The following is a 19488-nucleotide window of genomic DNA, read 5'->3' as shown; positions in this document are numbered from 1 at the left end:
TCAGCCCGGCGTGAACGCCAGCAATTGCGCGCCTTCCGTCACCTGATCGCCGACCAGGTACAGCAGCTCGTCGATCACGCCATCGGCCGGCGCGGCAATCGTATGTTCCATCTTCATTGCTTCCATGATCAGCAGCGGCGCGCCCTTGGTGACGCTATGGCCTTTCTCGACCAGCACGGCAACAATCTTGCCCGGCATCGGCGCCGTCAACCGGCCGCCTTCGCTTTCGCTGTGGCCGGCGTGCGCGAGCGGATCATCCCAGGTCAGCACGGCATGGCGGCCCTGCTGGAAGACGTGGAAGGCATCGCCGTCGCGCACCACATTGCCTGCCAGTGCGGAATCGTCCAGCGTGATGCGAAGGTCGGTCTCTCCCTGCCGGTCAAAGCGCAGCGTGTGCAGCACGCCGTCGCGATGCAGCACCCATTGCCGCTCGCTGCGGTATTCGATACGGACCTGATACACGCCCGCCTCGTCGGCAAACTGCAAGGTGCGCAGCAGGCTGCCGTTCATGCGCCAGCCGCTGGTGTGCGCCCAGGGATTATTGGTCTCGACGACGCGTTCCGCTTCCTGCGACAGCAGCAGCGAGGCCGCCATTGCCAGTGTGGCCGTGGACGCCGGTTGCAGGGCCGGAAACAGCGCATCATGGTTGCGCTCGATCAGTCCGGTATCGAGATCCGCAGCAGAGAACGCCTGTCCGGCAATCAGCCGCTGCAGGAAGCCGATATTGGTGGCGAGCCCGACGATGCGGTACTGCGCCAGCGCCGCTGCCATATTCGCCAGTGCAGCATCGCGATCCTTGCCCCAGACGATCAGCTTGGCGATCATCGGGTCATAGAACGGCGAAATCGCATCGCCTTCGCGCACGCCGGAATCGATGCGCACCGCCGCCGGTGTCTGGACATGGCTGTCGACGCGGAAATGCACCGCAGGCGGCGTATGCAGGTAGCGCAGCGTGCCTATCGACGGCAGGAAACCCTTCTCCGGATTCTCGGCATAGATGCGCGCTTCAATGGCATGGCCGTTGAGCTGCAATTGTTCCTGGCGCAAGGGCAGATGTTCGCCGAAGGCCACGCGCAATTGCCATTCCACCAGATCGAGGCCGGTGATCATTTCGGTCACGGGATGCTCGACCTGCAGGCGCGTGTTCATCTCCATGAAGTAGAACGAGCCGTCCTGATTTGCAATGAACTCGACTGTGCCGGCGCCGACATAGCCGACTGCTTTCGCAGCGGCAACCGCCGCTTCACCCATGGCGCGGCGACGCTCTTCACTCATGCCAGGTGCGGGGGCTTCTTCCAATACTTTCTGATGGCGGCGCTGCACCGAGCAATCTCGTTCAAACAGGTAAACGCATTCGCCATGGCTGTCGGCGAACACCTGGATCTCGATATGGCGCGGGCGCGTCAGGTAGCGCTCCACCAGCACCTTGTCGTCGCCGAAACTGTTGATCGCTTCGCGCTTGCACGATGCCAGCGCGGCCTTGAAGTCTTCCGATTTCTCGACAATGCGCATGCCCTTGCCGCCGCCGCCCGCGCTCGCCTTGAGCAACACCGGATAGCTGATGCGGTCGGCTTCCTGCTGCAGGAAGTCGGCCTCCTGATTGTCGCCGTGATAGCCGGGCACCAGTGGCACCTTGGCTTTTTCCATCAAGGCCTTGGCGGCCGACTTCGATCCCATCGCATGGATGGCCGATGCCGGCGGACCGATGAAGACCAGCCCCGCCCGGGCGCAGGCTTCGGCAAAACCGGCATTCTCCGACAGGAAGCCGTAGCCGGGATGGATCGCCTGCGCGCCGGTCGCCAGCGCCACGGCGATGATCTTGTCGCCCAGCAGATAGCTTTCCTTGGCCGGCGCCGGGCCGATCAGCACGGCTTCGTCGCAGGCCGCGACATGCTTGGCCTGCGCGTCGGCTTCCGAATACACGGCGACGGTCTTGATGCCGAGCTTGCGCGCGGTCTCCGCCACGCGGCAAGCGATTTCGCCGCGATTGGCGATCAGGATTTTGCTGAACATCTTGTCTCCTCGTTGAGCCTGCGGCTCACTGGTGTTATTTGCGTACGAACCGTTACTGGACTTGCTGCGGCAATCCCAGTTTCTTCAGAAATTGCTGAACTTCGCCTATCCACGCCGGGACATCGTTATTGCGGCTATACACATAGCCGTGACCGTCATCCCGATAGGGCGGCGCCGCGACGAAGCGCACGTCGACGCCTTTTTCCCGATAGGCGGCATAAAATTTCCGCGCCATCGCCGGGCCGAAGAAATGGTCGTTCTCGGAGTAGAACCACAGCATCGGCATGTGTGTGCCGGCAGCGTAGCGGGAGAAGCTCTTGATCAGGTTCGGCTCGCCGCAGACATGCTCGGCGCTGCGAGAACCGCGGCCGGCGGCGAAGATGACGGCGCCCAGTACGCCGGGAGGATTCTGGCTGGACAAGGCCAGCGATGCGAAGCCGCCCGCCGAATGGCCGAGCAGGACGATCTTGTCGCCGTCGACATAGCTGCGCGCTTTCTCGTAACTGATCGCGGCGGCAATGTCCTTGGCGCCTTCCCGCCCGGCATCGTAGTAGGCCGGGTTATCGCAGCTGAAAAAATCCTCGGCCCAGTTGCCGCCCGACTTCCCGTAACCGCGCCGCATCGGCGTGATCACCACGAAGCCATGTTCCGCAAAATACCGGGCTTGCGCCTGGTAACCCGGCTTCATCCCGGGGCGGTCGACGCTGGAACGGGGCGAGCCGTGATTGATCACGAGCAGCGGGAACGGCCCGTTTCCTTCAGGTTTGTATTCGATGCCCGTCAACTGGATATCCGAACCCGGATTGCCGTTCTTCGCAATCGGAATGGCGATCGTCTGTTCCGTAATCGCTGCCGAGGCGGCGTCGGCCAGGCAACTTAACGCACTGACGAGCAATAGCAGGAAGTTTGATCTTTTCATGGATGGCGGCGTGCTGAAAAAGGAGAATCTGAATCAATCGCCAAGTGCGATGCGACTTCCGGAACGTACCGGACTTCGTCTCTGTTGCCGGTGCATTCAAGGCTGCACCGTGGGGCCTTATTTCTCTGCTTGTTGAGGCTGTTGCTGCTGAGGCGGCAGAGCGTCTTGCACGAATTCTTCGGCAGTCGGCACCACTGTTCCAGCGTTCTGGTTGATGGCGATCTCTGCCAGGACGTTCCTGCGCATGGTTTCCCGCGCAACGTTATCGCTTTGCCAGACCACATGGTCATCGATGGCGTAGGGATAGCAGGTCGACTGCGTTTTGGCCTCGCAAACGGCAAGTGCATTGGTCAGCGCATCCTTGCCGATCCGATAGGCCCAGGCGCCGCTGCGGGAGACAACATAGGCGCGCGGCTTCGGCCTGGTCAGGTATAGCGCGTAACTGTCCTTGGCGCGCTGGTCCACATAGGGAATCGCATCGGCGTTGTTCAGAGAGGCAAAGCTGCTGTCTTCAGGCATCGTGAAATTGTGTCTTGCGGCCGGTTTCGCGACCACTGTTTTTGCCGTTCCCGCAACGGCGGCGGAGCGGGTGCTGGTGTTGCCTTCGCGCGCCGTCGCAACCTGTGCGTCTCCCGGCTCCTTCTGCCGGGCCTGGATCACTTGCGGTGCGACCGGTTCCCGCTTTTCTTTTCTTACGGCGGTAGCTTCCGTTTTACCGGTCAGTTCGGCAATCGTCAGCTCGGCAAATTTGCCGTAAAGCCAGTTCATCCGCATGCCGTCCTGTCCGCCGCCCCATCCGCCGAGCCCGTACGAGGCGGATACGTCGAAGGCGTGGACCTGCTTGCCTTCGCGATTCAAGACCCGGACTTTTCCTTCAACGGAGTCGGTGCCGGCCATGATTCCCCACATCACTGCACTGAACGACGACCGAATCCGAAAGCGCGTAATAGTGACCTGCAAGCGATAAGACGAGTCGGTTTTCAGCAGATCGTTTCCATCGAGCTTGCGCTCAAGGTAGCCGAGCAACATTTTTGTACTGAATTGCGTATTGCTTGCCTGCAATTTTTGCGCCTCTTCCGTCATCCGGACTTCCACTTCGCTGACCGAATCCGCAGAGAAACTCGATTTCATGGCGTTATTTTCGCGATGGACGGTGCCCGCACAACCACTAAGAACAAAGATACTAAGTAGAATTACTCCCCCGAATTTCAGCATATTCCCCACCTTTTTTTGTTGTTGAGGCTCAAAATTCTACCGGTATTCAAGGGCAAAATGCCGAGAGATTTGTTGCCTCCACAGGCGCAGATTTTTTCGCGAGATGGTGCCATTGCAACGGTCCGTCAAACGCCCCTCATGGGACAAGCATCGCGATCCGCTCCGCTCAGGCTGCGCGCTCGACAGATCGATTCCAGCTTACATCCGGAACACGCCAAACTTCGTTTCTTCAATCGGGGCATTCAACGCCGCGCTCAGTCCCAGGCCCAGCACCATGCGCGTATCGGCGGGGTCGATCACGCCGTCGTCCCACAGGCGCGCCGAGGCGTAGTAGGGATGGCCCTGGTGTTCGTATTGTTCGCGGATCGGCGACTTGAAGGCGGCTTCTTCTTCCGCCGACCAGCTGCCGCCCCGGGATTCGATGCCGTCGCGCTTGACGGTCGCCAGCACGCTGGCCGCCTGTTCGCCGCCCATCACCGAGATGCGCGCATTCGGCCACATCCAGAGAAAGCGCGGCGAGAACGCGCGGCCGCACATGCCGTAATTGCCGGCGCCGAAACTGCCGCCGATGATCATCGTCAGCTTGGGCACCGCAGCGGTGGATACGGCCGTCACCATCTTGGCGCCGTTGCGGGCGATGCCTTCGTTCTCGTATTTCTTGCCGACCATGAAGCCGGTGATGTTCTGCAAAAAGATCAGCGGGATCTTGCGCTGGCAGCACAGCTCGATGAAGTGCGCGCCCTTCAACGCCGATTCGGAAAACAGGATGCCGTTGTTGGCGATGATGCCGACCGGCATGCCGTACAGATGCGCGAAGCCGCACACCAGCGTGGCGCCGTAGCGCGCCTTGAATTCGTCGAACTCGCTGCCGTCGACCACGCGCGCAATCACTTCGCGCACATCGAAGGGTTTGCGTGTATCGGTCGGAATGATGCCGTACAGCTCGCGTGCCGGATACTTCGGCTCCTGCACCTCGCGCATGGCCAGTTGCTGCGGCTTGCTGCGGTTGAGATTGCCGACGATGCTGCGCGCAATCGACAGCGCGTGCAGGTCGTTCTGCGCCAGATGATCGACCACGCCGGACAGCCGCGTATGCACATCGCCGCCGCCCAGCTCTTCTGCGGTGACGACTTCGCCGGTGGCGGCCTTCACCAGCGGCGGGCCGGCCAGGAAGATGGTGCCCTGGTCCTTGACGATGATGGACTCATCGCTCATCGCCGGCACATAGGCGCCGCCGGCGGTGCACGAGCCCATCACCACTGCGATCTGCGGAATGCCCTTGGCCGACAGGTTGGCCTGGTTGAAGAAGATGCGGCCGAAGTGATCGCGGTCGGGGAAAACTTCATCCTGATTCGGCAAGTTGGCGCCGCCGCTGTCGACCAGATAGATGCAGGGCAGGTGATTGAACTCGGCGATCTCCTGCGCGCGCAAATGCTTCTTGGCGGTCATCGGATAATAAGTGCCGCCCTTGACGGTGGCGTCGTTGCAGACGATCACGCATTCCTGCCCGGCCACGCGGCCGATGCCGGTGATGATGCCGGCCGATGGCGCCGCATCCTTGCCTTCTTTTTCCTGGTACATGCCGTAGGCCGCCAGCTGCGAGAATTCCAGGAAAGGCGTGCCCGGGTCGAGCAGCATCTGCACGCGGTCGCGCGGCAGCAACTTTCCGCGCGCCAGATGCTTGTTGCGTGCGGTTTCGCCGCCGCCCTGCGCGATGACGGCAATCTTTTCTTTCAGATCGTCGATGATGGCTTGCATCGCCGCCGTGTTGCTCTGGAAGTCTTCGCTGCGCGTGTTCAGTTTGCTGTCGAGTTGCGGCATGGTGATCCTCTGTCTCAATGTATTTTTTATTCGTCGTCCGGAAAAGCGCCGTCGACGTAGTACCAGCGCGCCACACCCGCGGCATCGGGTTGGCGTACAAAACTGCTGACTTCATGCAGGCGATGGGCGCGGCCGCCGACCTTGAAGCGGGCGACAAATTCCACCGTTGCTTCGTCGGTGTCCCTGTCGTTATCTTTCAAGTGCTTGTGCTTGATCACATCAAGGCCTATCCACTTCACGTCGCTCTCCGCCGTGATCGGCTCGTCCGGCAGCGTGTCGGGATGCCAAGTCGAGCGCAGGTAGGCTTCGTCGCGCAGCGCGAACGCCGTATAGCGCGAACGCATCAGCTGCTCCGCCGTCGCCGGTACCGCGGCACCGGAGATGAAGCGACCGCAGCAGGCGCCATAGACGCCTTTGCCGCAGGGACAAGCTTGTTTGTCTTCCTTGCCCGCCATCAGATCTTTCCATCCTTCAGGAAGACTTCAAGCTGGTTGAAGCGGTCGAAGCCCCAGAACGACTCGCCGTCGACGATCACGAACGGCGAGCCGAACACGCCGCGTTCGATCGAAGCGGCGACTTCCGCCTTCAAGGCATCCTTGATGGCATCGTCGTTCAGCGCGGTCGTCAATTTTTCTGCATCGATGCCGACGTCGCCGGCGATACGCAGCACCGTCTCGAGTTTGCTGATGTCGATGTTCTCGGTGAAGTAGGCGCTGTACAGCGTGTGAATGAGACTGACGGCTTTGGCCGCATCGTTCTTCTGCGCCCACAACACCGCGCGCGCCGCGTGCTGCGAGGCGATCGGCATCACGTCCGGACGCTTGAACAGGATGTTGTGAAAGCGCGCCGTACGTTCCATGTCGTGGTGCGAATACTCGCCTTTCAAGGGAACGTTGGCGATCGGCGCAATGCCCATCACCTTGAACACCGGGCCGAGCAGGATCGCGTGCCAGTTGACCGCACGGCCGTATTGCGCCGCCAGCTTTTCGATATGCAGCGAACCGAAATAGCCGTAGGGCGAGCTGAAATCGAAATAAAAATCGATGGGAGTTTTTTGATCGCTCATGTTTTTTCTCTGATGGGTTCAGACCAGTTCAATCGCCATCGCCGTGCCTTCGCCGCCGCCGATGCACAGCGAGGCCACGCCGCGCTTGCCGCCGGTTTTTTTCAGCGCGCCGATCAGCGTGACGATGATGCGCGCACCCGAAGCGCCGATGGGATGGCCCAGCGCACAGGCGCCGCCGTGGATGTTGACCTTGTCGTGGGTGATGCCGAGTTCCTTCATCGCGGCCATCGGCACGGCGGCAAAGGCTTCGTTGATTTCGAACAGGTCGACGTCGGCGGTGCTCCAGCCGGTTTTCTTGTACAGGTTGTTGATGGCGCCGATCGGTGCGGTGGTGAACCAGTTCGGTTCCTGCGAGTGGCGTGCATGGCCGACGATGCGGGCAATCGGCGTGCAGCCGAGTTTCTTCGCGGTCGATGCGCGCATCAGCACCAGGGCGGCGGCGCCGTCGTTGATGGAGGATGAGGAGGCGGCGGTGATGGTGCCGTCTTTCTTGAAGGCGGCTTTTAACGTCGGGATCTTCTCGACCTTGGCCTTGCGCGGGCCTTCATCGGTGTCGACGACGACATCGCCGGCGCGGGTGGCGACGGTCACGGGGGCGATCTCCCATTGAAAGGAGCCGTCGGCGGTGGCTTGCTGCGCGCGCTTGACCGAAGCAATCGCAAACGCATCCTGATCCTCGCGCGTGAAGTGGTATTTCGCCGCGCAGTCCTCGCCGAAAGTACCCATGGCGCGGCCCTTGTCGTAGGCGTCTTCCAGGCCGTCGAGCATCATGTGGTCGTAGATCATGCCGTGGCCGATGCGATAGCCGCCGCGCGCTTTTGGAATCAGGTAAGGCGCGTTGGTCATCGATTCCATGCCGCCGGCGACGACGATGTCATTGGTGCCGGCGAGGATGGAATCAAAGCCGAACATGGCGGCCTGCATGGCCGAGCCGCACATCTTCGACAAGGTCACGGCGCCGGCCGAGACCGGGATGCCGGCCTTGATCGCCGCCTGGCGCGCGGGCGCCTGGCCTTGTCCCGCCATCAGGCAGTTACCGAACAACACGTCCTGCACCTGATCGGGAGCGACGCCGGCGCGTTCCAGCGCGGCCTTGATGGCGGCGGCGCCGAGATCGCTGGCGGTCAACGCCGACAATTCGCCCTGAAAGGCGCCCATGGGCGTGCGCGCGGCGCCGACGATAACAATGGGATCTTCAATACGGTCTTGCATGATCTTCTCCTGCTGCTGGTCAATGAAATACGTGAACGAAGTATGGAAATAATGAAATCTGAAAACCTCTTTTACACAGCAAACCTGGGCTGTCGTCCTGACGAAAGTCAGGACCCAGCGTCGTGTCGACAGTTGTCACGACACTGGGTCCCAGCTTTCGCTGGGACGACGGCGATAGCGAGTCGGGCGTCGCACATCTCCTACCATCCGACTTACATGGTCTCGGCGAACAATTCGCGGCCGATCAGCATGCGGCGGATTTCGCTGGTGCCGGCGCCGATTTCGTACAGTTTGGCGTCGCGCCACAGGCGGCCCACCGGGTATTCATTGATATAGCCGTTGCCGCCCAGCGCCTGGATTGCTTCGCCGGCCATCCAGGTGGCTTTTTCTGCAGAGTAGAGGATAGCGCCGGCGGCGTCCTTGCGCAGCGCGCGCGCCGCATCCGGCGTCTTGGCGCGGTCGCAGGCCTGGCCGACGGCATAGACATAAGCCTTGCAGGCCATCATGGTCGAGTACATGTCGGCGATCTTGCCCTGCATCAGCTGGAATTCGCCAATCGACTGGCCGAACTGCTTGCGGTCATGCACGTACGGCACGACGACGTCCATACAGGCTTGCATAATGCCCAGCGGTCCGCCGGACAGCACGGTGCGTTCGTAATCAAGTCCCGACATCAGCACGTTGACGCCGCGGCCGACGCCGCCGAGCACGTTCTCCGCCGGCACTTCGCAATCCTGGAACACCAGCTCGCCGGTGTGCGAACCGCGCATGCCGAGTTTGTCGAGTTTTTGCGCGACTGAGAATCCCTTGAAACCTTTTTCCACCAGGAAGGCCGTCATGCCGCGCGCGCCCGCTTCCAGGTCGGTCTTGGCGTACACCACCAGCACGTCGGCGTCGGGGCCGTTGGTGATCCACATCTTGCTGCCGTTGAGCACGTAGCGGTCGCCCTTCTTGTCGGCGCGCAGCTTCATGCTGACCACATCGGAGCCGGCGTTCGGTTCGGACATGGCGAGCGCGCCGATGAAGTCGCCCGAGATCAGCTTGGGCAGGTATTTGTTCTTTTGTTCTGTAGTGCCGTTGCGCTTGATTTGGTTGACGCACAGATTGGAGTGCGCACCGTAGGACAAGCCGACCGAGGCCGAGGCGCGCGAGATTTCTTCCAGCGCGACGATGTGGGCGAGGTAGCCCATGGCCGCGCCGCCGTATTCTTCGTCGGCGGTGATGCCGAGCACGCCGAGGTCGCCCATCTTTTTCCACAAGTCCATCGGAAACTGGTCGCTGCGGTCGATTTCCGCTGCGCGCGGGGCGATTTCAGCTTGCGCGAATGCGGCCACGCTCTCGCGCAGCGCCGCGATGTCTTCACCGTGATCGAAGGTCAAACCTGGCAGATGGATCATGTTGTGTCTCCTCGTTTCTGATAAATGCGTTATTGATTTATATGCTTTACGTTAACGTCAATTGAAATGCGTAATGTGCCTAAATATTGAGCAATAGATATTCATGGGGTCAGGCCGATTTTCTGGCTGCGATGGTGCGCGAAGTGCGCTTTGCCGGCGCTTTTTGCGGCAGATCGGTGTCCAGCAATTGCAGGCATTCGGCTTCGTGGGCGGCAATTTCTTCCAGCGTGACTTCGAGGTCTTCGCGCTGGCGTTCCAGTTTTTCGCGATGCTGGGCGAGCACGCCAAGGAAGCGTTTTAGCTGCGCTTCGGTGTCCTTGGGCGACTCGTACATGTCAACCAGGTTCTTGATCTCCGAGAGAGTGAGGCCGAGACGTTTGCCGCGCAGGGTGAGTTTGAGGCGGGTGCGTTCGCGTGCGGCATAGACCCGGTTGCGGCCGCCGCTGCCTTCGCGTCTTGGACTCAGCAAGCCCTGATCTTCATAGAACCGGATCGCGCGCGGAGTGATGTCGAATTCTTTTGCCAGCTCGGTAATGGTGTAGGTCGGCATGATCTCTGGGCGATGGCGGATTATTGGGCTGACTACTGGTTTCGGGGCGGCGGTGGCACTTTACGTTAACGTAAAGTATATTGTAGGCTTGTCTGCAAAAAAATGAAAACCCCTTCTTCGGTTTTGCCAGTTTGCCAATATGCCGGAACACACCGGCGACAGTCAGGTACTCATGAACGCTCTTGAATCCCAGCTCGAATACGCCTTCGGCGACACCTTGCCCGCTCTGGGCACCACCCTGGAAGTCGCGCCCGGCATCCTGTGGCTGCGCATGGGGCTGCCGTTTGCGCTGGACCACATCAACCTGTGGCTGCTGGAAGACGAGATCGAGACGCCGTCCGGACGCGTGCGCGGCTGGACCGCGGTCGATTGCGGCATCTCCACCGATGTCACGAAAGAAAGCTGGGAAAGCATTTTCGCCACGCAACTGCGCGGCCTGCCGATTATTCGCGTGCTGGTCACACATTGCCATCCGGATCACGTCGGCCTGGCCGACTGGCTGTGCAAGCGCTGGGACGTGCCGCTGTGGATGAGCGCCGGCGAATATGCGTTTGCGCGGCTGATGTCAGCCGGTTTGCCGGGCGCGGACGGTACCGCGGCGGCGCCGCATTTCCGTCGGCATGGGCTGATCGATGAAGAGCTGATCGACAAATTGTCAGGACGCAACAACTACTATCAGAATCTGGTGCCGGACGTGCCGCTGTCGTATACGCGCTTGCAGGATCAGCGCATGGTACGTATCGGCGGGCGCGACTGGCGCGTGATTACCGGCTTCGGTCACTCGCCGGAACATGTATCGTTGTATGCCGACGATGTGCGCGTGCTGATTTCCGGCGACATGGTGCTGCCGCGCATCTCCACCAACGTGTCCGTGTTCGCCATCGAACCGGAAGCCAATCCGGTGCAGCAGTATCTGGATTCGCTGGAAAAATATGCCGGCCTGGCCGACGACACGCTGGTGCTGCCGTCGCATGGCAAACCGTTCCGCGGACTGCATACGCGCATCGCGCAACTCAACGACCATCACCGCGCGCGTCTGGCGGAAGTGGTGGAGGCCTGCGCGACGCCGCAGACGGCGGTGGAGATCTTGCCGGTGATGTTCAAGCGCCCGCTCGATACGCATCAGCTGAGTTTTGCGCTGGGCGAAGCGGTGGCGCATTTGCACAAGCTGTGGTTTGACGGTGTGTTGGAAAGGCGGCTTGGCGACGATGGGATCTATCGCTTCACGGCGAGCGCCTGACGCAATGAAAAACGGCCTGTCTGCATGATGCAAACAGGCCGTTTTACCAAGATCGTCCGGCGTTATCCGCGCTTCAGTTCGCGCTCTTCCTTGAGCATCTTGGTCTTGATGCGATTGCGCTTGAGCGGCGACAGGTATTCCACGAACACCTTGCCTTTGAGGTGATCCATTTCGTGCTGGATGCAGACCGCCAGCAGGCCGTCGGCTTCCACTTCAAATTCTTTTCCATCCGCATCCAGGGCGCGCGCTTTCACGCGTGCCGGGCGTTCGACGCCGTCGTAAATGCCGGGCACCGACAGGCAGCCTTCATCGTAGACCTGCTTCTCGTCGCTGGACCAGGTGATTTCCGGATTGATGAACACACGCAACTCGTTGCTGGTGTCGGAGACATCGATCACGATGACTTGTTCGTGCACGTCGATCTGGGTCGCGGCCAGGCCGACGCCGGGCGCGTCGTACATGGTTTCGGCCATGTCGGCGACCAGCTTCTTGATGCGATCGTCAAACACGGTGACGGGCTTGGCGACTTTGTGCAGTCGGGGGTCCGGGTAGCGGAGGATATTCAATAAGGCCATACGTATTTGCTCACTGGGCTATAAAAAGATAGCGCTGGGAGTTAGCTGAGGGTTGTTCTTGCTAGTTCAAGGATTTGTCGGCAGAATCAGCTTTTTATTGTCAATGTTGCAACTAAAAAGACTTTTGGCCGATTCTGGCGTGCGCCGCAATTTGCCGCACTGAGGGGCAATTCGTGAAAAATTTTATCATAGCCGGCTTCGCTCTCCTCTTGTTCGGCCTTGCCGGCGGCGTTTGTGCAACATCGCCGGACGCTCAGGAGACCTCGCCGGCGGTGCATATTGCACCGGCAATCAGGAGCAGCGCCTTGCCGGCGGCGTCCGCCGCGACGATCTCCGGCCGCGCGCTGCTGCCGCTGTTGCGCCTGCCGATGGTGCTCGACGCCGTCGCGCTGGCGTCTGCGCCGCGTATCGTCGCCGCACCGGAAAAACGCGCCTATCTGGGCAAGGACGACCAGATGTATGTGCAGGGAGATCTGCATGGGGCGTCCGAATTCCGCATCGTGCGCGCGGGGCGGCGTTTGTCGGACCCGGCCAGCAAGGAGTCTCTCGGCGACGAAGTCATCCCCTTGGGCAAAGCCGTCTTGCAGGAACAGACAGCGGACGGATTGCACCGCTTTCTGATCATGGACGCCACGCGCGAAATCGCCATCGGCGATCGTCTGATGGCGATGCCGGCGGAAGCGCCGCGCGCAATTTCTCCGCGGCGTTCTTTGCAGGCGATTGATGCGTTGATCGTATCGATTGCCGACGGCGCCGACCTCGCAGCGCAACACCAGATCGTGGCGATCAACAAGGGCGCACGCGATCGCCTCGGCGAGGGCGAGTTGCTGAGCTTGTCTGCTGCAAAAACAATGTCGCGCACCGCGCAAACGCTGCAGCTTCAACAGCTCCCGCAAGAGGAGTGTGGCCGTTTGATGATTGTGCGTGTCTTCGACCGGGTTTCGTACGGCTTGATCATACAAGCGCGCGAGCCGGTGCAGGTGGGGGATAAGGCGTACGCGCCACAGCCAGAAAAAGCGAACACCAGGGATGTTGAATAACGCGTCTGTGAATGACACAAGGGAGCTGTCCGACTGGCTCCGCCTCATGCAAATCGAAGGCCTCGGTGTGGAAGGCGCCCGCCGCCTGCTGACCGTTTTCGGCATGCCGTCGGATATCTTCACCGCCGACGGCGCCGCCTTGAGCACGGTGGTGACCGCACGCATCGCGCGCGCCCTGCTGAAGCCGCCGTCGGCGATGATGCAAAACCATATCGAGCGCACGCTGGCCTGGGTTGAAGAACCGGGCAATCGCATCGTCACGCTGGCCGATGCCGGGTATCCGCAAGCCTTGCTGAATATCCCCGATCCGCCGGTGCTGCTCTATATAAAAGGGCGCGCGGAATTGCTGGCGGCGACATCGCTGGCCGTGGTCGGCAGCCGCAATGCGACTGCGCAGGGCATACAGCACAGCGAACGTTTTTCCGATGCGGCCAGCCGCGCCGGACTGACGATCGTATCGGGACTTGCACTCGGCATCGACGCCGCGGCGCATCAGGGTGGTCTGCGCGGCAGCGGGTCCACCGTCGCGGTGATCGGCACCGGTCTCGACATCGTCTATCCGGCGCGCAATCGCACACTCGCGCATCGTCTCACGGAGGAAGGCTGCATCGTCAGCGAATATCCGCTCGGCATGCCGCCGATCGCCAGTAATTTTCCACGCCGCAATCGGATCATTTCGGGATTGTCGCGCGCCGTGCTGGTAGTGGAGGCAGCGGCGCAATCGGGCTCGCTGATCACGGCACGCATGGCGGCCGAACAGGGACGCGATGTGTTCGCGATTCCGGGATCGATTCACTCGCCCTTGTCCAAAGGATGTCACCTGTTGATCAAGCAGGGCGCGAAGCTGGTCGAGTCGGCGGAAGACATTCTGGAAGAGCTGGGAAGGTTGCCTCTATCGTTGCCCTTGCAGGCGCCGAAACAACTGACGAAGATGGGGGATCTCGATGAAGACATCGTGTTGAAGGCGATGGGGTTCGATCCCATCGACGGCGACATGCTGAGCGTGCGCAGCGGGCTCGATGCGGCCGCATTGAACGCGCGTTTGCTCACGCTGGAAATGGAGGGCGTTGTCGAATGCTTACCCGGTGGAATGTATCGTCGTGTGAATTAGACAATGCACAAAAAACAACCGAAAGATATTCTGCGAAGATTTAAAAATCCTGCCATACTGGATTCGTAGACTTGTGTTGTGTCAACCTTCGCGATAGAGTAGAGCCATGTTTGACGTCCTTGTTTATCTGTACGAAACCTACTATCGCCCCGATGCCTGCCCTGAACCAGCGGCCTTGGTCAAGAAATTGACCGCCATTGGTTTTGAGGATGAGGAAATCACGCGCGCCCTCGGTTGGCTGACCGATCTTGAAGAAGCCAATCACGAATTCGCCGATCAATACCCTCAGCAAACCGCCTTCTCTTTCGGTATCCGCATTTACGCTACGCAAGAAATGGACGTACTGGGAACGGAAGCGGTCGGTTTCATCCAGTTCCTCGAGTCGGCCAAAATGCTCAACGCCATCCAACGCGAGATCGTCATCGAACGCGCGCTGGCCATCGGCGATGCGCCTGTCTCGCTGGAAAAGCTCAAGGTCATCGTGCTGATGGTGTTGTGGAGCCAGGGCAAGGAGCCGGACGGCCTGATGTTCGACGAGCTGTTTCTCGACGAAGATGACGACGAACCGCGTCTGTTGCACTAAATCGGTTCGTTATTCTCTGAGATCCCCTCGGTTTTCCTTGGTGGGCGCGTCTTTCGCCCACCACAGGCATGCCGCCGCGCTTGCCGTTTCTTCCGCATCGCGCTTATCATTCCCCCGCAATCCTCGAATATTAGCTACTATATAAAAAGCATATTGCCAATACGCAATATAAATTCTGCCAGGCCGCCTCATTTTGGTGCCGCCCGGAAAGTAGCTGACGACCACATTTTGTATCCTCTTTTGAGATCATATTTATGAGCAAGACCCTCATCATTGCCGAGAAGCCCTCTGTCGCGAACGATATCGCGAAGACGCTCGGCGGCTTTACCAAGCACGATGAGTACTTCGAATCCGACGAATACGTACTGTCCTCCGCCGTCGGCCACCTGCTGGAAATCGCGGTGCCCGAGGAATACGACGTCAAACGCGGCAAATGGACTTTCACGCATCTGCCGATGATTCCGCCGCACTTTGCGCTCAACCCGATCGCCAAGACCGAGTCGCGCCTCAAGGCGCTCAACAAGCTCATCAAGCGCAAGGACGTCACTGGCCTGATCAACGCCTGCGACGCGGGGCGGGAAGGCGAACTGATTTTCCGCCTGATCGCGCAATACACCAAAGCCAAGCAACCGGTGCAGCGCCTGTGGCTGCAATCGATGACGCCGGGCGCGATCCGCGACGGTTTCGCCAATCTGCGCAAGGATGAAGACATGTTGCCGCTGGCCGACGCCGCCCGTTGCCGCAGCGAAGCGGACTGGCTGATCGGCATCAACGGCACGCGCGCCATGACCGCTTTCAATTCGAAAGAAGGCGGCTTCTACCTGACCACCGTCGGCCGCGTGCAAACGCCGACGCTGTCGATCGTGGTCGAGCGTGAAGAGAAGATCAAGAAGTTCGTGTCGCGCGATTTCTGGGAAGTGCGCGCCGACTTCGTCTGCGCCGCCGGCATCTATGAAGGCCGCTGGCTCGACAAGATGCACAAGAAGGACGAGAACGATCCCGAGAAGCGTCCTGAGCGTCTGTGGAGCAAGGCTGCGGCCGAATCCATCGTCGCCGCCTGCCGCGGCAAGATCGGCACCGTCACCGAAGAATCCAAGCCGACCACGCAAATGGCGCCCGGCCTGTTCGACCTGACCAGCCTGCAACGCGAAGCCAACTCGCGCTTCGGCTTCTCGGCCAAGAACACACTCGGCCTGGCCCAGGCCCTGTACGAAAAGCACAAGGTCCTGACCTATCCGCGTACCGACTCGCGCCATCTGCCGGAAGATTACCTGCAGACCGTCAAGGACACGATGGAGTCGCTGTCCGAGAACAACAATTACCACCAGTTCTCCAAGCAGATCCTCAAGCAGGGTTGGGTCAAGCCGAACAAGCGCATCTTCGACAACACCAAGATCAGCGATCACTTTGCGATCATTCCGACCACGCAAGTGCCGAAGAACCTGTCCGAGCCGGAACAAAAACTGTACGACCTGGTGACGCGCCGCTTCATGGCGGTGTTCTTCCCGGCTGCCGAGTTCCAGGTCACCACGCGCTTCACCGAAGTCTCCGGCCATCAGTTCAAGACTGAAGGCAAGGTCATGACCAATCCGGGCTGGCTGGCGATTTACGGCAAGGATATCGTCGACGAGAAAGATGAAAACAGCGGCACTTTGGTCGCCGTCGCCAAGGACGAAAAGGTCAAGACCGACAAGGTCGCCGCCAACGGCCTGGTCACCAAACCGCCTGCACGCTACACCGAAGCGACGCTGCTGTCGGCCATGGAAGGCGCCGGCAAGCTGATCGACTCCGACGAGCTGCGCGAGGCGATGGCCGGCAAGGGCCTCGGCACGCCGGCCACGCGCGCTGCCATCATCGAAGGTTTGCTGAACGAAAAATACCTGCTGCGCGAAGGCCGCGAAATGATGCCGACCGCCAAGGCGTTCCAGCTCATGACGCTGCTGCACGGCCTCGGCGTGGACGAGTTGACCGAACCTGAACTGACCGGCGAATGGGAACAGAAGCTGGCGCAGATGGAACGCGGCAAGATCAGCCGTGAAGAATTCATGCGCGAGATCGCCCAGATGACGCAAGTCATCGTCAAACGCGCCAAGGAATACAACAACGACACCATCCCCGGCGATTACGCGACGCTGAAAACGCCATGCCCGAATTGCGGCAGCGTGGTGAAGGAAAACTATCGCCGTTTCGCCTGCACCAAGTGCGAATTTTCGATGAGCAAGGTGCCCGGTGGACGCCAGTTTGAAATCCCCGAAGTGGAAGAACTGCTGGCCAATCGCACCATCGGCCCGCTGCAAGGCTTCCGCTCCAAGATGGGCCGTCCGTTCGCGGCGATCCTGAAGATTTCGCGCGACAACGAAATCAACAACTACAAGCTCGAATTCGACTTCGGCCAGAACGATGATGCCGAAGGCGGCGAGCCGGTCGACTTCAGCGAACAGACCCCGCTCGGCCCTTGCCCGAAATGCGGCAGCGGCGTCTATGAAATGGGTCTGGCCTACGTCTGCGAAAAACAGGTCGCCAAGCCCAAGGCCTGCGATTTCCGCAGCGGTCGCATCATCCTGCAGCAAGAAATCCTGCCGGAACAAATGGCCAAGCTGCTCAACGAAGGCAAGACCGATTTGCTGCCGGGCTTCATCTCGCAACGTACGCGCCGTCCGTTCAAGGCCTTCCTGACGCGCGGCAAGGACGGCAAGATCAGCTTCGAGTTTGAAGAGCGCAAAGCCAAGGCGCCTGCCAAGGGCAAAGCGGCTGCAGCAAAAGAAGGCGACGACGCCGAAACCACTGCAACCGCCAAGACCAAGCCGGCCGCCGCAGCGAAGAAGCCGGCTGTCGCCAAGAAACCTGCAGCAGCAAAGAAGCCCGCCGCTAAAAAGGCCGCACCGAAAAAAGTCGCCGCGTAGTCTGCACCTTACGCGAGCGGTTTTCTTCCGCGCACAAAAAAGCCCTCGTCACCGAGGGCTTTTTTTTATCGCCGCCGGCGCAGCATAAGCGGCGCTCAGGCGGCATGCAAAGGCGATCAGCCTTTGTAATCAATCGTCAGCGGCGCGTGATCCGAGAAGCGCGCTTCCTTGTAGATGGCCGCCGTCTTCGCCTTCTTGGCGATACCGGCAGTTGCGATGTGATAGTCGATGCGCCAACCCACGTTGTTGGCCCAGGCCTGGCCGCGATTGCTCCACCAGGTGTAGGCGTCGCCGGTGGTTTCCGGATGGATGGTGCGATACACGTCCACCAGGCCGAGCTCGTCGAACACGCGTGTCAGCCACGCGCGCTCTTCCGGCAGGAAGCCCGAGTTCTTCTGGTTGCTCTTCCAGTTCTTCAGGTCGATTTCCTTGTGCGCGATGTTCCAGTCGCCGCAGATGACGACTTCGCGGCCGCTGTCCTTCAGCTCCTGCAAGTGCGGCAGGAACACTTCCATGAAACGGAACTTGGCCTGCTGGCGCTCTTCGCTCGACGAGCCCGACGGGCAGTACAGCGAGATCACCGTGATGTCGCCGAAGTCGCACTCGACGTAGCGGCCTTCATCGTCGAACTCCTTGGTGCCGAAGCCGATGCGCACGGCATCGGGCTTGCGCTTGCTGTACAGGCCGACGCCGGAGTAACCCTTCTTCTCGGCATAGTGGAAGTGGCCGACATAGCCCTTCGGCGTCAAGAAATCTTCAGTCATGTCGGCTTCCTGCGCCTTGAGCTCCTGCACGCAGATGAAGTCGGCGGATTCCTTGGCCATCCACTCGAAGAAACCCTTTTTTGCGGCGGAGCGGATGCCGTTGAGATTGGCGGAGACGATTTTTGGCATGGGGAAACTCACGTAAAAGTCAGGCGCGTAGCATACCTGATTCATTTAAAATGTGGGTCTTTGCAAGCTGGCGCTGTCGGGCGGCAGCGTGCGGGTTTCTCCGCAGACAATTTTTCGGGAATATATTTTGAGCAACTTACGACAAGAATTCATCGAGTTCGCCGTCTCCGCAGGCGTATTGCGCTTCGGCGAGTTCATCACCAAGGCCGGCCGCACCTCGCCGTACTTCTTCAACGCCGGCCTGTTCAACGAAGGTGCCGCGCTGGCCAAGGTCGCGCAGTTTTACGCGCAGACGCTGCAAGAGTCCGGCGTCGAATACGACATGCTGTTCGGCCCCGCCTACAAGGGCATCACGCTGGCGTCCGCCACCGCCGTCGCGCTGGCAGGCCACGGCCGCAACGTACCGTTCGCCTACAACCGCAAGGAAGCCAAGGACCACGGCGAAGGCGGCACCATCGTCGGCGCCAAGCTGCAAGGCCGCGTGGTGATCATCGACGACGTCATCTCCGCCGGCACCTCGGTGCGCGAGTCGGTCGACATGATCCGTGCAGCAGGCGCCACGCCATGCGCCGTGCTGATCGCGCTCGACCGCATGGAACGCTCCGGCAAGGACGACGCGCTGTCGGCCCACTCGGCCGTGCAGGAAGTCGCCAAGGCCTACGACATGCCCGTGATCTCCATCGGCAACCTCAACGACCTGTTGGAATACCTGGCTCACGCCGGCGCCGATGCGCAGCTCGCGCAATACAAGGACGCTGTGGCGGCGTATCGCACGCGCTACGGCGTCTGAAATCGGAAGATGCATCCCAAGGTGTCTGACGTGGTTTGATGGCGCCTGATGCCGGTTTGATGCCTTCCCGGCGCAGCGCATGCATCATGGATAGTGGATCGCCACGATGCACGCGCAAAAAACAATGCCCCTCTCATGGGGCATTGTTCATTTTGAACGA

Annotated in this window: 17 protein-coding genes; 6 read left to right on the top strand and 11 right to left on the bottom strand. The window is 60.5% G+C overall.

Annotated features, from left to right (window positions below; genetic code table 11):
- From AKL25_RS19405 to AKL25_RS19365, 9 genes are all read right to left on the bottom strand, one after another.
- On the bottom strand, positions 1-2013 hold the full coding sequence (locus AKL25_RS19405; protein ID WP_050479361.1) for an acetyl/propionyl/methylcrotonyl-CoA carboxylase subunit alpha: 2013 nt from the start codon (positions 2011-2013) through the stop codon (positions 1-3).
- Positions 2014-2065: 52 nt separating this feature from the next.
- Positions 2066-2932, bottom strand: coding sequence for an alpha/beta hydrolase family protein (locus AKL25_RS19400; protein WP_083444800.1), 867 nt, complete (start codon positions 2930-2932; stop codon positions 2066-2068).
- Positions 2933-3049: 117 nt separating this feature from the next.
- Positions 3050-4147, bottom strand: a complete 1098-nt coding sequence (locus AKL25_RS19395) for a DUF4410 domain-containing protein (RefSeq protein WP_157050706.1) — start codon at positions 4145-4147, stop codon at positions 3050-3052.
- Between the two features lie 198 nt (positions 4148-4345).
- Positions 4346-5968, bottom strand: a complete 1623-nt coding sequence (locus AKL25_RS19390; protein WP_050479358.1) for a carboxyl transferase domain-containing protein — start codon at positions 5966-5968, stop codon at positions 4346-4348.
- A 26-nt stretch (positions 5969-5994) separates the two neighbouring features.
- Positions 5995-6423 (bottom strand): YchJ family protein, encoded by a 429-nt coding sequence (locus AKL25_RS19385; RefSeq protein ID WP_050479357.1) that lies wholly within the window; start codon positions 6421-6423, stop codon positions 5995-5997.
- Positions 6423-7034 carry a 2-hydroxychromene-2-carboxylate isomerase gene (locus AKL25_RS19380; RefSeq protein ID WP_050479356.1) on the bottom strand — a complete coding sequence of 204 codons (612 nt, stop codon included), beginning with the start codon at positions 7032-7034 and terminating at the stop codon, positions 6423-6425. Before AKL25_RS19380 ends, AKL25_RS19385 begins: the two co-directional genes overlap by 1 nt.
- 18 nt (positions 7035-7052) lie before the next feature.
- Complete coding sequence (locus AKL25_RS19375) at positions 7053-8246, bottom strand: acetyl-CoA C-acetyltransferase (RefSeq protein ID WP_050479355.1); 1194 nt, start codon at positions 8244-8246, stop codon at positions 7053-7055.
- Between the two features lie 212 nt (positions 8247-8458).
- Entirely contained in the window at positions 8459-9643 is a 1185-nt protein-coding gene (locus AKL25_RS19370; protein ID WP_050479354.1) for an isovaleryl-CoA dehydrogenase, read from the bottom strand.
- A 109-nt stretch (positions 9644-9752) separates the two neighbouring features.
- Positions 9753-10193, bottom strand: coding sequence for a MerR family transcriptional regulator (locus AKL25_RS19365; RefSeq protein ID WP_050479353.1), 441 nt, complete (start codon positions 10191-10193; stop codon positions 9753-9755).
- Positions 10194-10365: 172 nt separating this feature from the next.
- Between AKL25_RS19365 and AKL25_RS19360 the strand changes: the two genes are divergently transcribed.
- Positions 10366-11433, top strand: a complete 1068-nt coding sequence (locus AKL25_RS19360) for an MBL fold metallo-hydrolase (RefSeq protein ID WP_050479416.1) — start codon at positions 10366-10368, stop codon at positions 11431-11433.
- Positions 11434-11495: 62 nt separating this feature from the next.
- Here the strand turns inward: AKL25_RS19360 and def are convergent, their stop codons facing one another.
- Positions 11496-12008, bottom strand: a complete 513-nt coding sequence (def, locus tag AKL25_RS19355; protein ID WP_050479352.1) for a peptide deformylase — start codon at positions 12006-12008, stop codon at positions 11496-11498.
- A 173-nt stretch (positions 12009-12181) separates the two neighbouring features.
- Here def and AKL25_RS19350 point away from each other — a divergent pair, with 173 nt between their 5' ends.
- From AKL25_RS19350 to AKL25_RS19335, 4 genes are all read left to right on the top strand, one after another.
- Entirely contained in the window at positions 12182-13048 is an 867-nt protein-coding gene (locus AKL25_RS19350) for a hypothetical protein (protein ID WP_157050705.1), read from the top strand.
- Positions 13038-14159 carry a DNA-processing protein DprA gene (dprA, locus tag AKL25_RS19345; RefSeq protein WP_050479350.1) on the top strand — a complete coding sequence of 374 codons (1122 nt, stop codon included), beginning with the start codon at positions 13038-13040 and terminating at the stop codon, positions 14157-14159. Before AKL25_RS19350 ends, dprA begins: the two co-directional genes overlap by 11 nt.
- A gap of 106 nt (positions 14160-14265) precedes the next feature.
- Positions 14266-14742 (top strand): Smg family protein, encoded by a 477-nt coding sequence (locus AKL25_RS19340; RefSeq protein ID WP_050479349.1) that lies wholly within the window; start codon positions 14266-14268, stop codon positions 14740-14742.
- A gap of 254 nt (positions 14743-14996) precedes the next feature.
- A complete protein-coding gene (locus tag AKL25_RS19335; protein WP_050479348.1) occupies positions 14997-17645 on the top strand; it encodes a DNA topoisomerase III in 2649 nt (882 codons plus the stop codon).
- A gap of 116 nt (positions 17646-17761) precedes the next feature.
- On the opposite strand, the gene AKL25_RS19330 is transcribed toward AKL25_RS19335, so the two are convergent.
- Complete coding sequence (locus AKL25_RS19330) at positions 17762-18538, bottom strand: exodeoxyribonuclease III (RefSeq protein ID WP_050479415.1); 777 nt, start codon at positions 18536-18538, stop codon at positions 17762-17764.
- Between the two features lie 127 nt (positions 18539-18665).
- Here AKL25_RS19330 and pyrE point away from each other — a divergent pair, with 127 nt between their 5' ends.
- Positions 18666-19328, top strand: coding sequence for an orotate phosphoribosyltransferase (gene pyrE / locus AKL25_RS19325; protein WP_050479347.1), 663 nt, complete (start codon positions 18666-18668; stop codon positions 19326-19328).
- Positions 19329-19488: the final 160 nt, after the last annotated feature.

Origin of the sequence: Herbaspirillum rhizosphaerae (assembly GCF_001189965.1) — a bacterium.
Taxonomy (GTDB): domain Bacteria; phylum Pseudomonadota; class Gammaproteobacteria; order Burkholderiales; family Burkholderiaceae_D; genus Herbaspirillum; species Herbaspirillum rhizosphaerae.
Note: the sequence above shows the minus strand (reverse complement) of the source record. Positions and strands in the feature narration are given on the sequence as shown.